The 20487-nt window shown below is 61.4% G+C and carries 10 protein-coding genes; 3 read left to right on the forward strand and 7 right to left on the reverse strand.

The genetic code is table 11. The features are described 5' to 3' along the window. From G473_RS0110740 to G473_RS0110760, 5 genes are all read right to left on the reverse strand, one after another. A partial coding sequence (locus G473_RS0110740; protein WP_029013097.1) for a two-partner secretion domain-containing protein occupies positions 1–5912 on the reverse strand: 5912 nt, incomplete at its 3' end. A 14-nt stretch (positions 5913–5926) separates the two neighbouring features. Beyond that, positions 5927–7435, reverse strand: a complete 1509-nt coding sequence (locus G473_RS26350) for a ShlB/FhaC/HecB family hemolysin secretion/activation protein (protein WP_051330146.1) — start codon at positions 7433–7435, stop codon at positions 5927–5929. 948 nt (positions 7436–8383) lie between these two features. Continuing rightward, complete coding sequence (locus G473_RS0110750) at positions 8384–8830, reverse strand: thiol-disulfide oxidoreductase DCC family protein (RefSeq protein WP_035706712.1); 447 nt, start codon at positions 8828–8830, stop codon at positions 8384–8386. Then, positions 8827–10194: a sigma-54-dependent transcriptional regulator gene (locus tag G473_RS0110755; RefSeq protein ID WP_029013099.1), complete on the reverse strand. Its 1368-nt coding sequence runs from the start codon at positions 10192–10194 to the stop codon at positions 8827–8829. The genes G473_RS0110750 and G473_RS0110755 overlap by 4 nt, the downstream gene beginning before the upstream one ends. Next, positions 10191–12023: a sensor histidine kinase gene (locus G473_RS0110760; protein WP_210163284.1), complete on the reverse strand. Its 1833-nt coding sequence runs from the start codon at positions 12021–12023 to the stop codon at positions 10191–10193. The genes G473_RS0110755 and G473_RS0110760 overlap by 4 nt, the downstream gene beginning before the upstream one ends. A gap of 180 nt (positions 12024–12203) precedes the next feature. Here G473_RS0110760 and G473_RS0110765 point away from each other — a divergent pair, with 180 nt between their 5' ends. Genes G473_RS0110765 through G473_RS0110775 form a run of 3 tightly spaced genes read left to right on the forward strand, consistent with a single transcriptional unit; the run spans position 12204 to position 14306 of the window. Next, entirely contained in the window at positions 12204–12548 is a 345-nt protein-coding gene (locus G473_RS0110765; protein ID WP_035706713.1) for a hypothetical protein, read from the forward strand. Next, on the forward strand, positions 12548–13846 hold the full coding sequence (locus tag G473_RS0110770) for an SDR family oxidoreductase (protein WP_029013102.1): 1299 nt from the start codon (positions 12548–12550) through the stop codon (positions 13844–13846). The genes G473_RS0110765 and G473_RS0110770 overlap by 1 nt, the downstream gene beginning before the upstream one ends. Beyond that, a complete protein-coding gene (locus tag G473_RS0110775) occupies positions 13839–14306 on the forward strand; it encodes a DUF2269 family protein (RefSeq protein ID WP_029013103.1) in 468 nt (155 codons plus the stop codon). Before G473_RS0110770 ends, G473_RS0110775 begins: the two co-directional genes overlap by 8 nt. Positions 14307–14528: 222 nt before the next feature. On the opposite strand, the gene G473_RS0110780 is transcribed toward G473_RS0110775, so the two are convergent. Both G473_RS0110780 and G473_RS26355 read right to left on the reverse strand, forming a co-directional pair. Further along, positions 14529–17201: a glycoside hydrolase family 2 TIM barrel-domain containing protein gene (locus G473_RS0110780; protein ID WP_029013104.1), complete on the reverse strand. Its 2673-nt coding sequence runs from the start codon at positions 17199–17201 to the stop codon at positions 14529–14531. Positions 17202–17249: 48 nt separating this feature from the next. Continuing rightward, on the reverse strand, positions 17250–19529 hold the full coding sequence (locus G473_RS26355; RefSeq protein ID WP_051330147.1) for a TonB-dependent receptor: 2280 nt from the start codon (positions 19527–19529) through the stop codon (positions 17250–17252). Between the last annotated feature and the right edge of the window lie 958 nt (positions 19530–20487).

Below are 20487 nucleotides of genomic sequence, written 5' to 3' on the forward strand. Positions count from 1 at the left end.
TGCGCCGTGCCGCCATAGGCCAGCGTACCGCCGAGGACGGCGGCGGTTTCACCATTGACGAAACCAGTATAGGTAACGCCGTTGCCGCCGCTATAGGCCAAGCTGTCATAGGTCTTGGTCGCGTTATTGACGGCAACGGTGAGCGCGGTGCGGTCGATGGTCAGTGTGCCACCAATGGCCTGGATGTCATATCCAAACTGGGTCGAATAGAGCCCGACCAATGCCAGATTGGCCGCGTTATAGGTGCCGGCATTAGCGCTGTTCGCGATATAGCTGGCGGTGCCCAAGACCTGTGTGGCGTCATACAGGGTCACACTATAGGTGAGGGTGCCGACACCACTGTTATTGGCAGAGCCGTCATAGCTTTTGCTGGCCGTTCCGCCTGTTATGGACAGTGCGGTCATGAACCTGCGCAGCAGGGGAGCAGTATTGCCATCATAGATGCGCCAGGGTGAGGCGCTGCCGCCATTTGTCGCGACGGTCCAGCCCGCGGTGGTATAGCTGCTTGCCTTTGTCATGTCGGCGGCAGTGAGGCCGGTCACATCCGGAGAAGAGGGGGTGCTGCCGATCCCCGTGGATTGCCCGGTCCCCGCCAGCGCCCAGAAATTATTAGTGAGCAGACCGGAAACCTGATTGCCGAGCAAACCACCGATATTGGTACCGCCACCAGAAACCGTCCCGCTGGCATAGGTCTGAGAGACGGCACCCTCGTTCCAGCCGATCAACCCCCCGACATTATCGGCGGCGCCGGTCACGGTCCCGCTTGAATAGGCGTTCGTCACGGCGGCACTGCCACCCTGATTACGTCCCAGAAGCCCGCCGACCATATCGCCATCGCCGACGACAGTCGCGGTGCTAAAAGATTCGGTGACGCTACCCATATTGTCGCCGATCAACCCGCCGGTGACAGTGCCGCGTCCCGTCACGCTGCCCGTGACAGCAACCCCGGCAATGGTTCCGGAATTGGTCCCAGCGGCACCGCCAACATGGGTCCGGCCGATAATATTGGTATTGATCAGCCGAATGTCATTCAGACTGCCGCCCGCCGCCAGAACCCCGAACAGGCCGATATTATCCTGGGCCGGGCGATTGATGATAAGGCCGGTGATGCTGAAACTATTGCCGTTCAGGCCGCCGGAGAACGGGCTGGCATTCGTGCCGATGGGCTGGAAACCGGCCCCGCCATTCCAGGTGCCCGCGCCAGAGGCATCGATATCATTGGCCAGCTTGAATTGCGAAGTCAGCAAGCCAGCGGACCCCAGCCCCTGCAGCCCGGCCACATCATAGATAAGATAGGGGCTGATCGTGCTGCCCGCCCCGCTTGCGGCCCGCAGGAAGCTGGTGCCGGCATCCAGTACCAGATCGCTGATCTTGAAAACCGGACGGGCCGCATCCACCTGCTGCCAGGTTCCCGCCTTTAACTGGAACCGGTTCACCTCAATCATGCTGCTGCTGGTGGAGATATCGCCAGACAGGGTCAGGGTTCCGCCCGTCGCCGTAATATTATTGTTGAGAGCAATATTCTTGTTCGCCGTGACAAGGTTAAGGCTGTGCGCGCCGTTCCAGGCCAGCGGCGCGTTGATGGTCATGACGCCGCCGCTGGCGGTCAATGTCCGGTCGGCGTTGATCGCCAGGGCAGCAGTGCTGTCCAGCACCATGCCCCCGCCTGAGGTAAGATTGGTATCCAGCATCATCCCGCCCGACCCGGTGGCGGTCAGCCGGACATCGAAGCTGCCCGTCGTCAGGGCATCAAACCCGGTTCGGGACAGGAAATTGATGTCGCCATCGGTATAGCTGCCAAGGGCTGCCAGATAATTTGTCTGCAAGCCCGTCAACGTGCTGCCAGCCGTCGTCAGGCGGATGACGGAACCGTTTATATCCAGGCCCTGCACACCGTTGACACCAGCACTATCGCTGAAACTTGCCCCATCGGTAGCATTGTCATTGATATAGGCAATTGTGCCGCTTGCCGCGAGCGATCCGCCCGGTGCCAGGATATAGTAATAGCCATTGTCGCCGGTAATGGCGCTGCCCAACGTCACCCCGTTGGACAGGGCCGTGATGGTGACGTTCTGCAGCGCGCTGACGCCGGTTTGATTGCGGACGATGCCGCTGATCGCCACCGGCGTGGTGGCGTAATTCCAGGTAAAATAGGGATAGAGATTGGTGCCCGTTCCCCAGTTTGTGGAGGAGAAGCCGACGGGCAGGGACCCTTGCAGCTGCGCCGTGGTCCGCCCCGTAATGCTGCCGGCAGCCCCGCCACCCTGGCCCAGCGACTGGCCGCTGGTCTGTGTGTCCCAATAGGAACTGGTGATGGCGGAACCAACGGCATTGTTATAACCGAGAAACCCGCCAAAACTGGTACTGCCGGTTACCCGGCCGGTGGAATAGGCACTGGTGATTGTGCCGTTGATAAAATTAACCCCGACGAGGCCGCCGATATTGGTGGCGGTGCCCGTTCCCGTGACAGAGCCTGTGGCATAGGCGTTGGTGATCGAACCTTCATTATGGCCCACCAACCCCCCGACGGGGCCGCCGGCGCCCGTAACATTGCCTGTCGCATAAGAGAGAGAGATGGAGCCGCCATCGTTGCCGGTATAGCCATTGCCGCCAACCAGCCCGCCGACATAACCATTGCTGGAATTCGTGCCGGTGACATTACCGGTGGCATAGGAGCGAGTGATGGAACCGCCGCTGGCCAGATAGCCGACCAGCCCGCCGACCTGATATCCATCGCCCGTGACGGCGCCGCTGGCAGAAGAACCGCTGATCGCACCACCGGCGTTGGTCCCGACCAGCCCCCCGGCATTACTTTCCCCGGCGCTGGTGCTGTTGACGGTCGTACTGGCCGTGGACCCGGTGAGGGCGCCACCCAGCATATAACCGATCAGGGCGCCAACACTGCTGTTGGCACTCACGCTACCGCCGGACAGGTTGATATTGCTGACCGTCGCCCCGTTGGTATAGCCGAACAGGCCGATATAATTGCTGCCAGTGCGGTTGACGGTCAGTCCGGTAATCTTATGGTCTTGGCCATTGAAGGTGCCGGTGAACGGGGTGCTGTTATCCCCCAGGGACACGAAGCCGCCTGCTCCCCAGATACTGGCATAATTGCCGCTGGCATCGGCAGTGAAGGCTGAAGTCAGGTCAATATCCGCGCCTAATCTGTAACTGGCCGCGAGGTTGAGCCGGGCCAGTTGCAGGGAGGTCGGGGTATAAATGACCTTGGCATATTCGTTGCGCAGGACCGGCCGGGTCTGGCCGGCGATCATCGTCCAGTAATTGGTGAAATCGAAGCCGGCATAGGTGGCCTGGGTACGGGCGTTGGCCGTGCTGATCCCCGTACCGCCGCTGGCACTGACCGTCTGACCGGTGGTGTCGATATCCCAATAGGAGTTGGTGACGGTAATCGCGGTGGCATCCACCGCGCCGATGAGGCCGCCGATCCCGGCCCCCGGCCCCGTGACTTTGCCGCTGGCATAGCTGGTCTGGACATCGCTGCCCTGTACCGTAGTGCCGATGAGACCACCGATCCCCGTACCCGTTCCCGTTACGGCGCCCGTAGCATAGGCATTGGCGATATTTGCAGCGCGATTGCGGCCGACCAGTCCGCCAACCTCGCTGCCCCCGCTGACCGCGGCGGTGGAGGAGGAAAGGACAATGTTGCCCTGGTCGCTCCACCCCACCAGTCCGCCGATCAGGCCACCGGTGGAAGAGACACGACCGGTAACATGGGTGTTGATCAAAGCGGCGCTACTACCGCTGAGACGGGCGACCAGACCGCCGACCGTGCCGAAACCGGTCACATTGACGTTGGCGACCGTCAGGTCGCGGATGGTCCCCGACATCAGGCCGAACAACCCCACCGTTGCCTCACCCGGACGGTTGATCGTCAGGCCATTGATCGTATGGCCCATGCCGGCAAAGATGTTGCTGAACCCGTTGATGGGCGCAAAGCCTTGACCGCCGTTCCAGCCGGCCGTCGGCGCCGCGTCAATATCCGCCATCAGCGCGTAATTGCCATTGCTGCTTGTTACAGCCTGAAGCTCTGTCAGATTGCGGACCAGAGTGTAGGCAAGACCATTGATGGTCAGCCCAGCGGCCGATCCGGTAACAGACAGCCGGGCACCATTGCGCAATTCATAATTCAGAATGGTGTTATAATTCAGTGCCAGTTTTGCATTGGCACCGGTCAGGGAGATATCCTGGTTGATATTGATGCCAGCCGCCGCCAGCAGTTTGATATCGGCATTGGCGTTATTATCGACCAACGGTGCATCAATGGTTATGTAGCCGGATGTCGCGCGTAGCGTGGCGGCGCCATTGGTGGTCAGCGCCCCGGCCAGTGTCAGCGCCTTATTGCTGGTCAGCGCAAAGGAACCGGCCGCCGTGGATGCAGCCAGATTGCTGATGCTGTTGGTCGTGTTCGACAGGTCAACCGAACCGCCATTGCTCACCGTGGCCTTGATCGTCCCGACCGTGATGGCGGTGCCACCGGCCTGGGTGATACCACCGGCACCAGCCTCCAGCACCAGGCCGCTGCTCCCGTTGCTGCCGTTGATATCGGCATTGAAGATGATGCCGCCGGTCGTGGCATCTGCCTTCAATGTCAGCGTATTGGCTTGGTTCCAGCTTACAGCCGAATTGACGGTGATGTTGCCTGCCTCCGATCCGGCGCCAACGGTGGAGATGGTGACACTGGTGGAGTTCAGATAGGTGCTGATTTTGCTGCTGTCGATGGTGGCGCCAGTGCCGGTGGGGGTCAGAACAAAGGGATTGCCTGACGTATTCTCGCTTATGCCATTCTGCGTCGTGTTGGTGATGACCACATCATAAGGGTCGATCAGCCACTCACCAGACTTGCCACCGTCGACTGCCAGCGTCGACACTTCAAGGTCGTCCGCGAGGGTGACGGTGGCAGCCGAGGTCTCGATGAAGCCGCCATCGCCACCATTGGGGGCGGCAGCCGTCATGCTGCCACCGGCCTTCACCTGGCCGCCTTCCATGTCTGCCAGCAGCAGGATGCGGCCCGTCTCGGTGCCCATCGTGTTGGCTTCCAGCGTGCCGGTATTGGACACGACAGAGGAAATGGCGGCGTTCGCCGCTTCCGCCCGCAAGAGGATACGGCCGCCATCGGCGGCGATCAGGCCGCCATTTTCCACCAGGGTCGCGGTGGTTGCGCCATCGACCTCAATCTTCAGGTGACCATTGGCACCGGCATCCAGCAGCATTGTGGCGCCGGCTGCCAGGACGGCATCGCCGCCATCGGCGCGGATGCTGCCCTTGTTGGAAACGACCGTGCCGCCGATCAGCACGACGGCTCCACCATCCCGAGCCGTAATCTCCCCCTCGTTCACCACCAATCCGGTGGCGCCATCGCTGACGAAACGGTCGGTGCCGGCCAGGAAGTCCTGATCGGAAATCCCTGCGGTGGAGGCCACCAGCCCGCCGACGTCAACGCGGGCGCCCTTGCTGAAAAGGACGCCGTTGGGATTGATGATATAGACTTTGCCATTGGCGTTGACCGTGCCGGCAATCGTGCTGCCATTACCCCCGGTGACCCGGTTCAGGGTGACGGATGCTGCATCAGGCTGGCGAAAGGTGACACTGGCATCACTCCCGACATCAAAACTCTGCCAATTCACGATGCCGCGGGCCGTTGCCTGATCAATCACCATGGCATTGCCGCTGGTCCCGATCGTGATCTGTCCGCTGGCGACCTGCCCCCCCGAAGGCAGCGCGCCAGGATCTGCCGCCTGCGCGGCCCCAAACGGTGCCAGCAGGGCAAGGGCCGATACGGCCGTTACAGCCATGCCGCGCCCGCGTGCCCGTTCGGGCGCCACTGTCCAGCGGCCCTTGGCCCGGTTCCAGATCAGACGATAGGCCCTGTTGGTGCCGCCATGGTTGAACATCGCCTAACCCCTGATCAGAATTGCACGCTTGCGGAAAACCAGATCCGTGGATCGGACTTGCTGCCATCCTGGTTGAAACCGGACGGCGCGCCCTTGTTGGCCCCAAATGGGGCGGCCGCCACCAGACGGAGCCCCAGGCCATTCCCCATCACATAGCCGGCACCGACGCCGGCACCAAACAGGGGGTAACTGTTGGTATCATTGCTGCGGGCATTCCACCCGGTCCAGGGAACGGCATGGCGCCGCACCAGACCGGCATCAACAAAGCCGAAAAGATCCAGCCCCTGCGCCCAGCCGGCAGCGACCGGATAATGCAGTTCCAGGTTGGCCAGCAGCCCGCTGTCGCCGGAAGCTTCATTGACCGGGTACGCGCGCACACCGGCAGGGCCGCCGAGGGAGAATTGCTCGGAACTGTCCAGGTTCCGCCGGCTCCATTGGCCGGCCAGTAAGGCACGCAGGAACAGGGCGCGACCGACCGCCTGATCACGCTGCAATTCCCCGTAAAGCTTGGCGAAGGGGCCGTCCGTGCGTGCCGTGGCAACATCAAAGGCCGCATCGACCGCCAGACCGGAGAGATCCAGTTTACCGGCTGTCATGGCGAAGCTGTACCGGAGCATGCCGCCGCCGCCCCAGCCATCACTGCGGTTGCCTTCCAGGCTGATCGTACCCTTGTCCAGGCTTTTACGATGCAGTGCCTGTCCCAAGGCATCATCATCGTAGCGGCTATGTTCATAGGCCAGCCGGGTGCGGAGTGTATGCCGCTCCGCCCTCAGGATGGGATAGGAGAGATCCGCCCGCTGGGTGATCGCCGTACCTTCGGCGTCCAGCGCCTTGAAAGCGCCGACCAGATCATAATTCAGTCCGGTCAGCGAAAGACTGGCACGCAGCCCATCAACGCCCAATGGGAAATCCAGGCCAACCTGCCCGTAATTCAACCCCTCCGAGGCCAGCCCAAGCAGGGAAAGACGGTCCCCATAGCCGGTCAGCCCGTTCAGGGACAGCCCCGCTGTGCCGCGATACCGGCCAGAGGCGCGGGAACCGCCATTATCCCCATTGGCAAAGGCGCTCAGTAAGGGCGTGTCGCGTATTTCCAAAGCCAAGTCGCTGGTGCCGGTTTCATCACCCGCTTTCAGAATGCCGTCGACGGAAACACCGGGCAGATCATTTGCCAGCAACAGGCCACGTTCCAGATCATCAAGGGAGTAGGGGGCGCCGGGTCGCAGCCGCGATGACGCAACCCCGGTTACAAAATCACTATCAGCCCGGTTCGGGCCCGGCTGTTGGATCACCTTGCCGAAACGTCCTTCCACGATCCGTATGCGAACGATGCCTTCGCTAGCATCCTGGGCAGGCAAATAAACCCGGGCGAAATAGCCGCGCTGGCGGTAGGCCTCGCTGATAGTCAGGGTCAGACGTTGAAGATCATTGATGTTCAGTTCCTGACCGACCTTTTCACGTAAAAGGCTCTGCAGTTCCGCTTCCGGTATCAAAGCGGCCCCGTCCAGGATGAAGCCCCTGACCAATACGCGCGGCCCCTGTTCCTGGGGGCGGACCTGTGGCTGCGATAGAGGCGGGCGCTGCTGTTCAAGCCGGAACTCCGGTATCCCTTCACGTAACTGTCGTTGCAGGCTACCGGCGTCAGGAACAACCTGTGCCATAGCGGGGAGGGACGTCAAAGCGGTTGCGGCCAAGGCCAAACCCAGTAAGCGCCGCGCCAGATGACCCTTTTCCTTGGACTGATGGTAACGGCCCCCACGCCCCGGACGCTGCCGAGCACACCCCATCGACATCAAGAAACCCCTCATCCCGACACCCTGATACGGCTTCACGCCGTTTCCTGGCGGGAGAAATACAATACTGATAATATCTGGAACAGATTCTTTTGATCTGAGTCTGAGGTTTTTGGTAAAAAAATACTATGAATTTATATTCTATTGCCTATTTGGCCTGAAGAATTATGCCTTTCGTGTGTGTGCCAGTGGCGACATTTTCCTCTTTATCTAATTATAAAACGCTGGGCTGATACATACCCTATTAGTATTTGCATTGATATAATTTCCATAACACATCTTCTCAATCTAAAATCTGTGGGGCGATGTGTAAATGCCATGATGTGTAAATGCCATATAGAAATGTCACGCCTCTGCCGGACAGAAATGTCACCCAGCGGCAGATCACGGAATCCAGGCCGACCGGTACGATCACGTCACATTACGACATGGCCGCATCGTTGGGGCAATCGCTGCGCGCCTTCTCCCCAGAACGTAACAGAATGCCCGCTCCCGTGTCTGATTACCCTACGTAAAACGTACTTTCGTGTGGTGCCCCCCTAACGTCCGAAGCTGCTTAATTTGGACAGAAAGTCTTTATTTCCCCCGCCTGAAACAGAAAACCTGTGTTCCTCAGGGGTTTTGCCGCCCGCCCTCAACCCTTTGACCGTCTTGGCAGGAGGATCGGGTAGCCTCCTCTCTTCAACTGACAAAACGCTGCGACTGGCCAGGTGTTGGCACCAGGCACAACTCTCGCTTGCCGAACAGACGATAGCGATTGTCCGCAAGCCGATTATAAAGCCAATCCGTCAGCTTTGTCGGCAGAAGCTGGAACAGCCGCACCCACGACCAGGGCGCCCGTAATCGTCGGGCCAGACGGAATGCCGCCACCGAACGCAAGGAAGCCACACCCTCATCAATATAGACGAAGCTATTGGTCAGATCCGGCATACCGATGGCCTCTAATACCCGCCTGCCCGTCGGCGATTGTACAGCCACAAAAAGGATTTCATGGTCTTCCTCCGTCGCCAGGATGAAGCGGACCGACCCGTTACATAGGTTGCACACCCCATCGAACAGGCAGGTCGGCCCGAGCAACAACCGCTCCAGAACGGCGGGATCGGGCGTGTTATCATTCAGATCACTCATCGCAGTCCCATCCTGTCCATCTTCTTCAAAAGTCCCACGCGGGAGAGGCCCAGGAGTCTGGCCGCATGGGTGTGGTTATGCCCAACCTCATCCAGAGCCTGGGTAATCAATCGATGTTCCAGTATTGCTACCTCCTGCTCCAGCGTTCGGCGGCCGGTCGCGGCGACGTCGATAGCCGGCACCGCCATCCCTTCACCCGCTGCAAAAGCCAAATCCGCCGTGTCGAGCAACCGTTCTCCCGCCTGCTCCGGCCCCGCCAGGGCAGCGGCGCATTCCACCAAGGCCCGCAACTCGCGGACATTACCGCGCCAGTCACGGCCGCCCAGCCAGTCCAGCGCGTCGGCGGTGAAACCGGCCCCCCCACCCGTTGCCCGGCGCAGGAACAAGGTGGCCAGCACAGGCACGTCTTCCGGCCGTTCCGACAGGGATGGGGTACGCAACACCATGCCCTTCAGCCGATAATAGAGATCCTCGCGGAAGGTGCCCTCCCCCACCATCGCTTCCAGATCACGATGGGTGGCCGCGACGGTGCGGACATCGGCCTTGCGCATCTCCCGCCCACCCACCGGCTGATAGGTGCCTTCCTGCAGGAAGCGCAGCAGCTTCACCTGCATGGGTGCAGGCATCTCCCCCACCTCATCCAGGAACAGGGTACCGCGATGGGCGGTTTCGACCAGACCCGGCCGGTCGGCGTGGGCACCGGTGAAGCTGCCTTTCAGGTGGCCGAACAGTTCGCTTTCCAGCAATTCAGCGGGAATGGCGCCGCAATGGACGGTGACAAAGGGCTGGTCGCGCCGCGGCCCGCCATCGTGCAGGGCGCGGGCCACCAGTTCCTTGCCGGTACCGCTGGGGCCCAACACCAGGACCGGGATCTGCGTTGGCGCGATACGGCGCACCAGATCACGCAGGCGGGTCAGGGCAGGACTGGTCCCGACGATCCCCAGATCATCGGTCACCCCGGCCACCGCGCGCAGGCGCCGCAGTTCCGCCACTAATCTCCCGCGCTCCAGCCCCCGGGCGACCACGACGCGCAGCAGGTCGGGGTCCAACGGCTTGCCCAGAAAATCCCAGGCGCCGCGTTCCACCGCCTTCAGGGCAAGCGCATGGTCGGCATGGCCGGTGATCACCACCACGGGGGCCGGCGCGAAACCGGATATCAGCTCCAGTCCCGCCACGGGGTCATGGTGCGGCGGCATTGACAGGTCCAGCAGGACCAGATCGGCCGGCTGCCGACGGAACGCGGCTTGGGCCGCCTCCCCGTCACCCGCCACCTCCACCTCATGGCCGGCAGCGCGCAGCCAGGCGGCGCCCAGGCGCTGGAACGCCGGCTCGTCATCGACCAGCAGGATGCGCGACGGGTTCATATCCGGTTCTCCATACGATCAGGAAAGGTCAGGGTCAGGCAGGTGGACCAGCCCGACCGGTTGCCCAGGGCCACCGTTCCGCCATGGGCCTCCATGATGCGGGCAACGATGGCCAGGCCAAGGCCCGTGCCGCTAGGACGGCGCGATACGAAGGGTTGAAACAGCCTGTCACGGATATCGGTGGGGACGCCCGGGCCGTCATCGCAGATATGGATGCGCACCGCATCTCCCACCTCTTCCGCCATCACAGCCAGACGCTGGCCATGGGCGGCGGCATTTTCCAGCAGATTGACCAGCACCTGACGCAGCCGGCGGGAGTCCGCCCGAATGGACAGTTCCGGATCGATATCGGTCTCCACCCGCAACCCCGGCAGTCCCGACATGGCCAGCGCCACAGCGTCCGCAACCAACAGAGGGCTTAGTTCCAGCCGGGCAGTACCAGCATAATCCATGACATCGCGAACCAGCATTTCCATGCGGTTCACCTGCTCGGCGATCTCCGTCCGCACCTCCAGCGGAGCGCCCGTGGCGGCCATGGTGATGATATTCAGCGGGTTACGCAAATCGTGCGCCACGGTCGCTGCCAATTGGCCAAGCTCGGCCAGTCGCGCTTCCTGCTGGCGTTCCCGTTCTGCCCTGGCCAGCACTTCCGCCCGGTCCAACCGAGCGGCTGCCTCTGCCAGGCAACTGGCGAAAAGGCCAGCCGCGTAGCGGGGGCCGGGCGGGGCATCATCCCAGCCGACCAAATGGCAGCACCAACCCCGTACATCCCGCGACAGAACCAGGGCTGGCATCGGCCCCTCCGCCGCCTCCAGCCGCACATTGACCGGCAGCCCCAGACGCAAGCCGATCAGCGCGGAGGCCCGATCCAGCAACGCCGGCCAGTCGGCGGGCACTGCCAAATCCTCGCGCCAACGCTTCAGATCGGCCGCGGAAACCTCCCCGCCGGGAAAGACCAGACGATCGGCAATGAAACGCAAAGGCTTTAAAATAGCGAGCATGATGAAGGTCATGCCCATCATCAGCAGCCAGGTTTCCAGCCCGGCAAAGGGGGTGCCCGCCGCCAGCGGCCATGCCATCACCAGCGTCGCGGCAGCGGCCATCAAACCCATCAGCAGCAGCCAGACCAGCATCCGCCGCACCCACAAGTTCACATCCATCAACTGGTAGCGCAGGATGCCATAGACCAACGCCACCGAATAAAACGGCAGGCCCAGCACAGGCCAGGGATAGGCATCGATGCCCAGGGGCGGAAAGGCGAAACCCGTCAGGCTGATCAGACCGATCAGGCTGGAACAGCAGATGGCCGCCGCCTGCCGCCGCCGTAGCCCTGTCAGGTCCAGCCAGCCCTTGAACAGCCGCAGATGCCCGGCGACCGACAGCAATCCGCAGACGCCGATCACCACCCAGCCGGCAGTGCTGGGGATGAAGACACCACGGAAGCCGCGCCACGCCACCACCTGACCAGGATCGACAACCATGCCCAATATCGTCGCCGCCACCGCCAGCCCATAGGCAACACCAACCAGTGGCCCCGTGGCACCACAGCGCACGAAGGCCAGCACCAGATGCACGAACACAGCCGAGGGCAGCGGCGCGAGCGCCAGCAAGGTGCCGACCGCCCCGTCGCTGACCGGTCCGAACAGGGGTGGCAGGGCTTGCCCACCGCTCCAGATCGCTACACCGGCCAGAAACAAGGCCAACAGCCGCGCACCCGGCACCGGCGCGGCCTTCAACAACAGCAGCAGGGCCAACGCGATGCCGGCCAGCGCCGACAGCACCAAAGCGCCGACATAGAACAAGGGGGGGATCATGGCTTCTGTAAACATCGTTGACAGCATCCTATCAGGAACTGTTCACGCCGTTAACGCCGCTACCGCCCTGGATAGGGCGATAAGCGCCGGAAACCGGCCTGAACACTGCCGATACAGCACATGGCATGCCAATCGCAATGAAGGTCCCGGGCGCCCCGTTCGGTGGCGCTGATATGAACAGACAGGAGATTGGCCATGGCCTCGCTTTCCCTGACCCTGATGGGCTGGTTTATTACGCTTGCCCTTTCCTCTATCGCAGCCGCGGCCTTATGGCGGCCCCTGCTGGTGTTGCTGGGTGACCTGTGCGGCACCGAACAACGGTCGCGCTTCTGGACCATCTGGTCTGTGGCGATGGTGATCCTGGTCCCGCTGCTGGCAGTCTCAGCCGTCAATCTTAATGGCGACGTCGTGCAGGTACTGCGCGGCGTGGTGTTCTATGCCGTGGGTGGCATCGTTATGGCGTTATTGGGGATGGGGGGCGCCATCTGGACACGCACGCCCCGTGGGGAGGATCTGCCGCCCCGGCGGGAGGTGATGTGATGCGCATTCTGATCGTCGGTGCCGGCGGCTTCGTTGGCCGGCACCTGCTGGCAAGGTTGGCCGGTGGTGATGATGGGGTGATCGCGGCGGGCCGCAATTCCAACCGGTTGCGCCGCTTGTTTGCGGATCTCCCTGTCATGGAATGCGATCTGGTCCGCGACACGGCAGCCGAATGGCATCCAAGGCTGGCTGGCATTGATGCCGTTATCAACCTGGCGGGCTTGATCCGCGACGGGGCCGGCGGCTTCCATGCCGTGCATGAGCAGGGCGCCAACGCCCTGTTCGATGCCTGCCTAGCCACCGGCGTCCGCCGTGTCATCCAGTTGTCAGCCTTGGGTGCCGACGAAACGGGAACCAGCAGCTATCATCGCAGCAAGAAAGCAGCCGACGATCACTTGGCGGCTCTGGACCCCACGGGCCAGCGCCTGGATTGGGCCATCCTGCGCCCCTCGCTGATCATCGGGCGCGGCGGGGTCAGTACGGAGATGTTTGCAGCGCTCGCCGCCACCCCCCTGCCCCTGCGGTTGGGTCCCGGTAACTGGCAGGTACAACCAATCCATGTTGACGATGTCATTGACGTGATCCTGGGCCTGCTTCACCGCGCGGAGCCCTTCGCCCGACGGCTGAATCTGATGGGGCCGGCACCGATGACAACGGATGAGGTCACCTTGACTTTGCGCCGTTGGCTGGGCCTGCACTCCGCCCCCTTCATTGCCCTGCCCGCCGCATTCCTGACACTGGGTGCGTTGTTGGGGGACCGGTTCGGGCTGGGGCCGGCATCGCGTGACAGTCTGGTCATGCTGAAGGCCGGAAATGTCGGCGATGCCGGCCCGATGCGCGAAGTCCTGGGCCGGCCGGCGCGGGCCTTGCCTGTGGCGCTGGCCCGGCACCCGGCAATGGCGGCGGACCGCTGGCGGGCGAGGTTGCTGCCACTGGCAATGCCGCTGCGCCTGCTACTGGCCGCAATCTGGATCTGGACAGGCATCGTCTCGCTGGGGCTCTACCCCGTGGCGGACAGTTACGCGCTGCTGGCACCACTGGGGCTGACAGGACTGTCGGCTGGCATAGCACTCTACACGGGAGCGGTGCTGGACCTGGCGCTGGGGCTGGCCCTGCTTTGCCGATGGCGCCCGGTGGTGGTGGGGACCATGCAACTGGCCCTGATGGCCGGTTACACCGTCCTGATCAGCCTGTACCTGCCTGAATTGTGGCTGCATCCGTTCGGAGCGATCACCAAAAATCTGGCTGTCGCCGGCGCCACGCTGGTCATGATGGCGATGGAGACCGAAAATGGATGAGTATATCCTGCTGAAATATGTCCATATCCTCAGTTCGACGCTTCTGTTCGGCACGGGCCTGGGCACGGCCTTCCATGGCTGGATGGCCAACCGGTCGGGCAACCTCTCAGCGGCGGCTGTGGTCAACCGCAATGTCGTCTGGGCCGACTGGTTGTTCACAACGCCAGCCGTCATCGTGCAGCCGATAACGGGCATCTGGCTCGCCCGCATCACAGGATATCCGATGGATAGCGGCTGGCTGCTGGCAGCCATCCTGCTCTACCTGCTGGTAGGGGCCTGCTGGCTGCCCGTGGTCTGGCTGCAGATCCGGATGCGACGCCTGGCCGAGACCGCCCTGGCCGCCGGCACGGGCCTGCCGCCGCTCTACCACCGCTATGCCGCCATCTGGTTTGCCCTGGGATGGCCCGCCTTCATCGGCGTACTCGCCATTTTCTATCTGATGATCGCCAAGCCGGATTAGATGTCAGCGCAAACCGCAACAGTCGCCTTGAACCTTTTCTGAAACTTGCTGGCGACGGGGAAACCTGAGCGGCCTGCACCACCTTGGGTCAAAACTGGCGCATGCTATTGAAATTGCATTGAAGTTGCGTTGAGAGGGCGATTCCAAGGTGTTGACTTCTGACTTGAAGGATTAACTGCAACCAATCCAGACGGTCAGGACAGATGCGATGGCCGGCTGAACTTATAGTGCTTCCACCTCTACGGCCGATACGATGGCTTGGCCTTTGACCGGGACGAATTGCAGTGTCAGATTTCCGTCCTTGACCTTCACCTTGAATTCCCGCTTCACCATCGTCATGGGCGCCCCGGCAAGGGCGGCGACGTCCAGAGAACGGAGCTTCTTCTCACCATTGGCAATGACGTCGAACTGCCGTTCCCCCGCTGCGGCGGACGGTTCCACAAAGGACAGGGTGACGCGATAGGTGCCATCCGCCACTGGCAGGCGATAGGTAAAGTCGCCTTCGCGATAGGTGGAGATCAGGTTCGTGTCGGCTGTCCCATGCACCTCCTTGCGCGGACGCGGCGGACCATAGCCGCTGGGCGGCTGGACGCTGCCAGCGGTCCCACCGATGAAGAAGGCATCCGACCCGAACCGCCCACCAGCACTTTCCGCCGCCACCAGCGCGCCGCTATCGATCCGGAAGGCACGCGCGGAACCGGCCTCCAGGGTCCAGTTTACGCCATCTTTGACCGGCCCTTCTGCGAACAACCCGACGGCGGTCAGCGCATTGTTACCCTGGTCCAACTGCACATTCTCCCAGATGCAGATCTTCTGGGGGCAGTCCTTACGCATGCCCAGCGCACGCCCGTTCAACTGAAGCTCCGTCGCGGGCGCGTTGCTGTAGACGCGAATATGGGTGACCGGGTAGGCCCGGTTCACATAGCGGCGACCGGTAATATGCACGGTCGGGGCCGGGTTCCAGTTGGCCTTGTAGAAGAAGAACGCATCCTTCTTGACCTTCCGGTCATAGGTGACGAGGCCCTTGGTATTGATATCCTGCGCATCACCCTCCTTGCGGACCAGCGTCGCAAAGTCAAACGCATTCCACAGCCAGGTCGCCCAAAGGTCCGTGCGTGCACCCAGGATGGCCCAGCTTTCTTCATGAAAATAGCTGAGATATTCCTCCGGCTGGTCACGGCCACGGGCATCCACGGGGCCACCCATCACATCGTCCGTATGGATCGTCACCGCCCCGCCGGCCCCATATTCCGTGATGGAAAGCGGCTGGTCAGGCCGGGCGGCACGAAGGGCGGCAATGTTTGACCCCAGATCGGAGGGCTTGCCGTAATACCAGCCGAAATAGCGGTTGGCTCCGCCCAGATCGGCCTCCGTCGCGACGATGGGGATCTCCGCATCACCAAACATGCCGCCTTCACAGCAGGTGGCCAACACCGTGGGACGGCTTGGGTCGGTCGCGGTACTCAACGCGCGCAGTTCCCGCAACAAGGGTGCAGGGTCGGAACCGGACGTGATGCCAATGAAGGGCGCCACAGGCGTGGACCCGAAATCCACCTCATTGGCGATGCCCCAGGTGACGACGGCGGCATGGTTATGGTTCTGCCTGATCAATTCCTGCAATTGCTGGCGCGCGTTGGCAATCAGGCCGTCGGTCGCCACCATCTTGCCAGGCGGGGTCCAGGCGGACACCAGCGGGATTTCATCCCAAAGGATCAGCCCATATTTATCGGCCAGTTCATGGATGGTGGGACCATGCTGATAATGGGTCAACCGGATGGTATTCGCCCCCATCTCCCGGATGATCTCGACATCTTTTGCGATGTCCGCCTCATCCATGGCCCAGCCCTTGCCTTCCATATCCTGGTGCAGGCCGACACCATGCAGGCGAACCGGTTTGCCGTTCAGGATCAGGCCCTGGGCGGCATCGATGCGAACTTCACGAATACCGAATTTCTGTGTCACGCGGTCCAGGACGCGGCCCTGCGCGTCCTGAAACTCGACCACCAGATCATGCAGATAAGGATCGGCGGTGCCTTGCCATAGCCGGGCATTCTTCACCGATAGGGGCTGTTCCAGTGTAACGGTACTGCCAGGCGCGAGATTGGCGCTCTGCGTCCCCTCCGCCACCACCTGACCGTCTGCGTCAACCAGCTTCGTGACGATCTGGACCTTGGTCTTGCGGGCACCGCTGTTGCGCGCATGAATGGCGACCTGCACCTGGGCGCTGGTCCCATCTACGGCCCTGGTGGTCGCATAAATGCCGGGCCCGCCATGGTCCATCATCTCCGCATGGATATCACCGGTCGCGATCAGGGCCACCTTGCGATAGATACCGCCATGGACGAAGAAGTCACCAGCCAGGGGCAAAATGTCTGCGGTCGTGCTGCCGGGCGCCGGCTTGCTGTTATCGGCCTTCACGACCAGCAGGTTGACGGCACCCGGCTTCAAGGCCGCCGTCGCGTCCAGTCGGAAACGGGAGAAGCCCCCCTCATGGCGGCCAATATACTGGCCATTCAGCCAAATCTCCGCCCGCCGGCTGACCGCATCAAATTGCAACCATGCCCGCTTGCCCTTGAAATCACCCGAAGGCGTGAAGGACAGCCGATACCAGCCCGTCCCCTGGGTCTTGTTGATCGTGTCTGGCGTGTTCACACGATCGGGCGAGGGTGTCGTATAATAGCCGACCCTATTCCATGTATGGGGTACCGCGACCTGGGCCCAATCGCCGTCCGGGAAATCCACCCGTTCAGCGGACGGCGCCTCCCCCAGATGAAAGCGCCACCCATCCTTCAGATCCATCGTGATCCGCGGTTCCACCCCCTGGGCGAACGCCCCAGCTTGGGTGCCCAGGGCAAGGGACATGGCGACAGCAGTGGCGAGCAGGTGACGCTTCATGAGGAGAGCTTTCGTCAGTTTGGGTCCAGTCGCGGGAGACGGTACGGGTCAGTATTTCACGGAGAAACGGGCCCCCATATAGCGGCTGGCGTCCCGCGCTCGACGCCCGCGCAGATCAATCACCGTTGACGGGTTCGGATAGGGATTGGCGATCAATCCGTTGGTCAGGTCGTTCACACTGGAAAAATAGTGTTTGTCGAACAGGTTGCGGACAAACAGCGTCAGACGGTAGCGGCCCTGCTCCTTATCCTCGAAAGCCACGCTGACATTGGTGATGCCATAGGCATCCTGCACCGTGTTGGGATTGCCCCTGAGGTCGAAATTGACCTTGCTTTGCCAGCTATAACTAGCATTGACGAAACTGGTCACGGGCAGATCGCCCAACGGCACCTCCAGATCGGCGCCAACATTGAATTTCCATTCCGGCGAATTGGCCAGACGGTGGCCGGCGAGATCCTGGGCGCGGCCCCCCGTGGTGCGGAGCGTGCAGCCCAGTGCCGCCGTCTGCCCGAAATAGCATTCAGCATTGGGGAAGGAACGGATCGTTGCATCGGTATAGGCTACGCTGCCATTCAGGGTCAGCGTCTCGGTAGCCAGCAAGGAACCCTCGGCTTCCACACCCTTGGTCCGCAGTTTGCCGACATTGGCCAGGAACAGGCTGCCGCCGAACTCCGCTACCTGTGACTGCGCCTGGAAATCATCATAATCGGTCAGGAAGCCGGTCAGGCTCAGGCTGGCGCGGCGATCCAGAAACCGGCCCTTGAGACCCAGTTCGTAGCTGTTGGAGGTCTCCGGACGGACCGGATTGCGCGCCGGATTGGTGGGCGTGGAGAAGGAGGATGTCAGGTCGTAGGCCTGCCCCTTATACCCACGGGCATAGGTGGCGAACGCCATCACATCGTCAGCCAGTTCCTGCTGGATACCGGCCTTGCCCGTGACCACTGTATCGCTGGCAGATCCACTCGTATTGAAGGGCGGGTTGCCGCCGGCATTGTTATAGCGGTCATAGACGAAGCTGATATTCTCCCGGCCCCAGCGCAGCCCCCCGATGAGCTTGGTGCCCGGTACGATGGTGTAATCGGCCTGGCCGAACATGGCATAGGCTTCCGACCCAGCCTCGCCCCGCCAGTCACCGGGCTGCGCCGGACCGGTGCGGGTGAAGCGCCGGGTGAAGGTATTATCGGCATAGTAGAGGCCGGCAACATATTGCAGATCCCCCGATCCCGGCGAGGTCAGGCGCAGTTCATTGCTGAACGTATCGCCACGGAAGAACCCGAACTGCATCAGGCCGTTCGGCTGGCCGAGCAACGGACCCGTGGCACCATCGAAATCCGAACTGTCGGTCGCGAAATAATGGTTGCGGGCGGTGATGTTAGTGAGGGTGTGTTCCCCCAGGTAAACATTGACCTTCAGGCTGCCACCATAATCCTTGGCGTCCGACACAGGTTCAGGATCAACACGTGCAGTGAAATTATGGGTGCCGGGGGTAATGCCCTCCAACTGGGTATTGGTGGAAACGCCGAACAGGTTGCGGATACCGGGCGTTCTGCTGATCGCGACATACTCGCAGCAGTCAGCCTCAGTCTTCGCATAATGGCCTGACAGGGTCACATCAAAGCGGTCAGACGGTTCCCACAGGAATTTTGCCCGATAGTTCTCACTGTCGCGGCCATTGATCATGCGGCCAGTGGTCAGGTTGCGGATATTGCCGTCGTACCGGCCGATGGCGGCACTGGCCCGGAAACTCAACCCCTCGGCCAGCGGGCCGGACAGGCCGGCGGAATAACGCTGCTCATCATCATCGGTGACCATAACCTCCGCAGAACCGGTGAACCTGTCCGTCGGCGCCTTGGTGGTGATGTTGATAACGCCCGCCGACGCCGCCTTGCCAAACAAGGTGCTTTGCGGACCCCGCAGGATTTCGATCTGCTCGATATCCTGCAAATCGTTGAAACCCTGGCCAGGCAGACCGGCCGCCACATCATCAATGACAACCAGCACGCTGGCCTCAACCCCGATGGAGAAGGCGGACGTGCCGATACCGCGAAGGATGACGGCATTATTGTTCTGATCCGCCCCTTGCGTCACGGTCAGGCTCGGCGAAAGCTGTGTCAGGTCCTGCAGCCTGCTGCCGCCGACAGCGGCAAGGGCATCCGCGCCGATCACTGTCATCGCCACCGGCACATCCTGTGCGCTCTGCGCCCGTTTTTGGGCGGTAACGACAATCTCATCCAACACGAGTGCGGAACCAACCGTTGCTTCTTGCGCCACTACCGGTGTTGCAAACCCCAGAATGGCCAGCGCAGAGCACGTCATCGAACGGATCATCTTTTCACTCCCTAAGGTCTTTATTGTTGGAGGATGGCGATTGCATCCACGTTAGACACAGCACAGCCTTTGCATGCGCGTGACAGGGCAATGCGCCATTGACGACACGCCCACCCGCGCAAACATTGAATTTTTTGTGTGCGACTTTACGGCTGATCAGCCTGCAACGAGCATCCTTACTTCATCGCAGTGTTCTTGGAAACCATTAACTGGCATTACCAATAAGGCGCAAGACCCCTCAGCGTCAAGGATGTGAGATGAGCGGGAAGCAGCACCGGCGGTGCAAAATCATAAGTACGGAGCGATCGCTAAAAGCACGATAACTTATTGATACAAATCGATTTTTGCACAAAAATTTTTAAAATCACGGCTAATATCATTTTTACCGATAGAACGTATCAGAAATTAGGCGACATCAAAAGGTCTGACCTTTCTCAAGACTCCACTGTGGGAGGGCGCAAGAAGGGCTACAAGATGTTGGGATTTTGCTTCTGTGCCAGCCACTTCCGTAAAATTCTTATTTTCAGCAAAGTGGCCTTACCATTTAGGCTGATGGTTTGCCAAGATGGCAACTGAGATCATCAGGCGTCTCTTCCTCTGCCTGCTTCAGGATGCACGCGAGTTGCGACACTGTGAATTTCGACGTCTGCATGGGACTGTCCTTGCCCACCCTAGCCCCCCATCGCAACAGTACCTTTGACTGGGGCGCAGAGTTTGTGGGTCCCTGGCGCTCAGTTGGCTCTGCGATCCGTACAGCCCTGGCAGAAGAGCGTCATTGAGAATGCCAAAGAACGGGTTCGCTGCCGGTTACCGCTCATCAGTCCGGCAATGGTCGCGCAGATGAGCGCAGCACCCCGCAAGGGCTTAGGCTGGCAGAAGGAAGCGGCGCCAGTCCTGTCGAAGGAGGTTTGGCCTGGAAGAAATCTTCACCCCTTCATTTATATGAATATCAAGAAAG

It is taken from the genome of Niveispirillum irakense DSM 11586, from assembly GCF_000429645.1.
In the GTDB taxonomy this organism is placed as follows: Bacteria; Pseudomonadota; Alphaproteobacteria; order Azospirillales; family Azospirillaceae; genus Niveispirillum; species Niveispirillum irakense.